Origin of the sequence: Pectobacterium sp. HCp5_1 (genome assembly GCF_032905925.1) — a bacterium.
Lineage (GTDB): Bacteria > Pseudomonadota > Gammaproteobacteria > Enterobacterales > Enterobacteriaceae > Pectobacterium > Pectobacterium brasiliense_A.
This window is the reverse complement of sequence record NZ_JAUMIO010000069.1, coordinates 1-4,050: the sequence shown is the minus strand read 5'-3', so window position 1 is coordinate 4,050 and position 4,050 is coordinate 1. Positions and strand designations below refer to the sequence as shown.

Here is a 4,050-nt window from a genome sequence, read left to right as displayed (position 1 = left end):
GTACACATAGCGGGAGTGGTGGTGATGGGGGCGGTGGAAATGATAGTTGCAGTGCGAGTTATTATAGTATTTATGCTTGTATGAGTAGTAATTGATCTTATTTTTAGCAAGGTAAGTATTTTTTTAAAATAATATCTGACCATAAATAAAAATTTCGCTAGTAACGTCTCTATTGGGCACTGTTAACGGTTCCGGTATTGAATCTCCCATAAAAATCGCCCAACATTCAGCCCTCAAAAGGAATGTTTTACTGTCAAAGGAGAATGACAATGCTGGGTGCTGCTCGTCTCAACGACATTGGAAGTGGTCATGACTGTTTCCCTGAAACCCCGATAATCGAAGGCAGTTCTGATGTCATTATTAATGGTCAGCCTGCTGCCCGACAAGGTGATGCTGTTCTGCTTCATGGTTGTCCCTGTCCCAATGCACCACATGGTGTTCATTCCCGAAAAATCGCCGAAGGTTCATCCACCGTTATTATTAACGGTAAACCTGCTGCGCGTATTGGAGATGGTATCAATTGCGGTGGTGTCATTGTCTCCGGCAGTGGCAACGTCATCATTGGTGATACACCCCATCGTTCTCCCGTTCAGGACTGTGCTAAACAGGCAGCATTAACCCGAGCACCATTGCTGGCGTTAACACCGATGCTGGCAGTTGAACCTGTTTTTGCCAAATCCTGTTTACGTGGCGCGGGTTGTACCGATGCGGGAAAGGAAGAGGAGCCACAGGACAACATCGGGGAAATGAGTTTTTATGTCGCCGAGCCTGTTGGTAAGCCTATCACTCCAGATGATAAACCGGGTGAAGTAAAACAGTATGCGCAGGCAGCGAAAAAGAAAAACACGTCTTCTGCTGTTTCTCCTCCTCAGTCATTTGCCGGAAAAAACGAGCCGTTACCGAAGACCCCGCCCGGTGCGATTAACAAGCCTCAGATACCCCCGATGGAGCCGTGGTATAAAACGGTATTTGGCCTGTTAGTGGGCAAAGCGGATGCGGCAATGTTGCCGCCCCCTCAACCCGTGGTCATGGCAGGTACGGCAGCACAGGCGGGGGCGACCGCTGCTGCAGGGGGAGCGGTAGCGCAGGCTAATCAGGATGCCGCAAAGGCACTGACACATCAGATGAAACGCCTTTCTGGTCCATCAATCTGGCAGGGCCAGTTGCAGATGGCGCAGAGTTTTTTGCTGATGGGAGCATTGATTCAGCAGCATCTGAAAGGCGAAAAAGACGATCTGCTGACACAGGAAAAGCTACTGGAGGTAGCGAAGAAACAGGGAACGGTACCCAGCCGTGTTCGTTATCAGTGGGGAGAAGATGAGGAAACCGGCAGGCTGAAGGCGGTTGGCTACCACACCAGTATGGAAAGTGGTCGCGATCAGGTGCGCGTCAGATTACTGAAACATGATTTCCCCAATAACCGTTACGAGTTCTGGGAAGAGGGCGTATCAGGGCCAACGATTTTATGGACACCGGATAATCCGGGTGTGGAATTACCCACGGATACGGCACACGGTGAACAGCCTGTTATTCCGTCAGGAGTGCCGGGATTTGAAATTCCAGAGATGGATGATGTCAGCATTCTTGCGACACCAATGCCGGAAGAGAAGGATTTTCGGGATTACATTCTGGTGTTCCCTGAGAATGTGTTTCCACCGATTTATATTTATCTGAGTAAGCCTCCGGTTAACTTGTTAGATGTGGATTTGTATAGTAATTTTGTCGGTAGATCAAGGCAGGGGAAATATCATGCTGATCACATGCCTTCTGCTGCTGCGGTAGAAGCTTTCTTGAGAAGGAAATATCCTCACTTAAAAGAAACTCAGATCAAGACGTTAAGCAAAAAGGTTGCTGCATTGATTATTCCAAAAGAAGTTCATCAAAAAATTAGCCAAACATACGGTTGGCGAAATCAACCGGATGTTATAGAAAAAGATTCACAGGATCTACGAGCAGCGCTTGACCGTAATCTTGATGCTATTAAATCAGCGTTAAAGGAGGCTGGGGCTACGGATGATGAGATAGATGCTGCAAGGGAAAAAATGCATAGTTTGAATGATAAGCAAGGGTTATATAAATGACAGTAAATGTTGATGCGCTTATTAGACATCTCGGTGAGAAATATTCTGATATTATTGCTGCAGGTTTAATTCCTTATAAAAAAACACCTAAAGGCTCTTCAGGCTCTCCAGTACTTAGTTTGGATATGCCAAAAGAAGGGATTTTTCTTGCATTTGAGCGAAATGAAAAAACTCTCATAGAGATTACTCTTATGATTCAGAATAAAACTGTTGCAGGTTGGGTCTTTCCGAATGATCTTCCTGCTCCATTACTGAAGCAGAGCAAGATGTCTCGTGAGTGGGTACATGAGGTATTTGGTAATCCAATACGTAGTACACCACCGCAAGTCATAATGAATGAGTCGTTTGGATGGGTTGACTTGTTTTCATCAGGGGTGAGACATATTCAAACCAGTATCCAGATAAATTACGATGAAGATAATATAGTTACCGAAGTCGCATTTATTCCAACATCTACGCTGAGGTGGTAGTTAGGCTCTGCCTGCACTACTCAATGAAGAACAGGGGTTATATTAATGTCCGTAAATGTAGATGCATTAATCGATAGCTTGGGAAGAACCTATCAGGAAATATTTTATACAGGTTTAATTCCTTATAAAACAAAACCAACAGGTTTTTCTGGCAGATCTAGTATCAGTTTGGATATGGCAAAAGAAGGTATATATCTCTCTTTTAATAGAAATGATCGGATTCTAAATGAAATTACTTTGATAATGTCAAATAAAAAAATAGGTTATTATTTTCCAAATAAACTACCTAATCCACTAAAAAACACGATGTTAAGAAGTTGGGTTCAGGAGCAGTTTGGCGAACCTTTCAAATCTCTGCCGCCAAGGAAGAGACTAAAAAAAGATATTGGCTATACAGATCTTTACTATTTAAAAACTATAGCATTCCGGTGAGTATACAGATAGATTATGATACTAATGAAAAAGTTGAAACGATAGCATATTTACCTACTTCAATGGTTAGATGGTGATCATTTAATGAAGGCCATGGCTGGCCTTCATGATTTATTTTATTTCCTTTTATGCCTGAAGATGAAAAGATCTAAATAACAGATCAATCCGTTCCCACAAAACAAAGATCAAAATCTCTTTTGCCTTGGGTTCATCCAGTTCAATAACGGCATAAATTAATGTCCGACACTGATCGATGATTTCTTCCAGTTCCAGCGAAGTGTTATCGAACATGATAAGCCCCCGCTGCTGGATGCTGAGTTGTGGCAAAAAAAGCAGCCAGATGCAGATTTTCAGGAATGGAATAGGTAAACTGACAGACAGCCATAGCGTTATCCTTCTAACGTTGAGGTTAGCCCCTGTCTGGTATTGCAAGTACCTTTCAGGGGCGATTATTTCATGAATAACTTTGCGTTAAGTTGTGTACTTGCTTTGCTGCAATTTAAAGCTAGGATTGGCGCTAGTCAATTGCTAAACGCGATATGAAAAATCTACGGTGGGCAAGTCTCCAACATTTCTGCTCTACATAGTCTCAGAGCTGTGTGAAAAATTGGGTGAATCTGCTGGGAATATGAGCATAAGTCTGGAGGGTTTTTTTAAGAAATTGGCTCAGCGGAGATTAGATATTGAGGTAAAAAAATAAGGTGTGGGATATTAAATTTATTTGTTCGGAAGTATTAATATTAAAATATTCCCTAATCGTATATCACGGAGAATTCTACTATAAATTTATTCATCCGTGATATTATCATTTAGTTCACTTTTCGACTGTGAAGCACGAAACACCCGGTTTATCTGTTCCACATGATCTGATTATTTGATGGGTCTCATCAAACTTATCATTAAGTGCATTAATAAAAATACCACTATCGCCAAAGATAAAACTCATTGGTCACGTATTCAATATGTAGATCAGGTCATTGCAGATAATGTTCACGTTCGATGAATGTGCCGATTATCTTGTCATGCATTTCCACTGATTTTGAGTACCCGATAGTTTTACGATTCAG

The 4,050-nt window shown here is 42.3% G+C and carries 4 protein-coding genes and 1 pseudogene; 3 read left to right on the top strand and 2 right to left on the bottom strand.

The annotated features are described in order from the left end of the window. Positions 1 to 269: 269 nt before the first annotated feature. From Q3A88_RS21585 to Q3A88_RS21575, 3 genes and pseudogenes are all read left to right on the top strand, one after another. Positions 270 to 1,679: pseudogene (locus Q3A88_RS21585) on the top strand (S-type pyocin domain-containing protein); the annotation flags it as partial. Between the two features lie 398 nt (positions 1,680 to 2,077). Next, a complete protein-coding gene (locus Q3A88_RS21580) occupies positions 2,078 to 2,551 on the top strand; it encodes a DUF6392 family protein (RefSeq protein WP_039500768.1) in 474 nt (157 codons plus the stop codon). Between the two features lie 45 nt (positions 2,552 to 2,596). After that, positions 2,597 to 2,983, top strand: a complete 387-nt coding sequence (locus tag Q3A88_RS21575; RefSeq protein ID WP_317178632.1) for a DUF6392 family protein — start codon at positions 2,597 to 2,599, stop codon at positions 2,981 to 2,983. Between the two features lie 126 nt (positions 2,984 to 3,109). Here Q3A88_RS21575 and Q3A88_RS21570 read toward each other — a convergent pair whose 3' ends face one another. Together Q3A88_RS21570 and Q3A88_RS21565 are read right to left on the bottom strand one after the other, a co-directional pair. Beyond that, a complete protein-coding gene (locus Q3A88_RS21570; protein ID WP_205604690.1) occupies positions 3,110 to 3,274 on the bottom strand; it encodes a hypothetical protein in 165 nt (54 codons plus the stop codon). A gap of 683 nt (positions 3,275 to 3,957) precedes the next feature. After that, positions 3,958 to 4,050 (bottom strand): IS1 family transposase (locus tag Q3A88_RS21565; RefSeq protein WP_317177888.1); only part of this gene is annotated, 93 nt, incomplete at its 5' end.

What these genes read in the sequence shown, in the direction of transcription:
- Q3A88_RS21580 (WP_039500768.1), top strand. Translation starts at nt 2,078, where the DNA reads ATGACAGTAAATGTTGATGCGCTTATTAGACATCTCGGTGAGAAATAT.
- Q3A88_RS21575 (WP_317178632.1), top strand. Translation starts at nt 2,597, where the DNA reads ATGTCCGTAAATGTAGATGCATTAATCGATAGCTTGGGAAGAACCTAT.
- Q3A88_RS21570 (WP_205604690.1), bottom strand. Translation starts at nt 3,274, where the DNA reads ATGTTCGATAACACTTCGCTGGAACTGGAAGAAATCATCGATCAGTGT.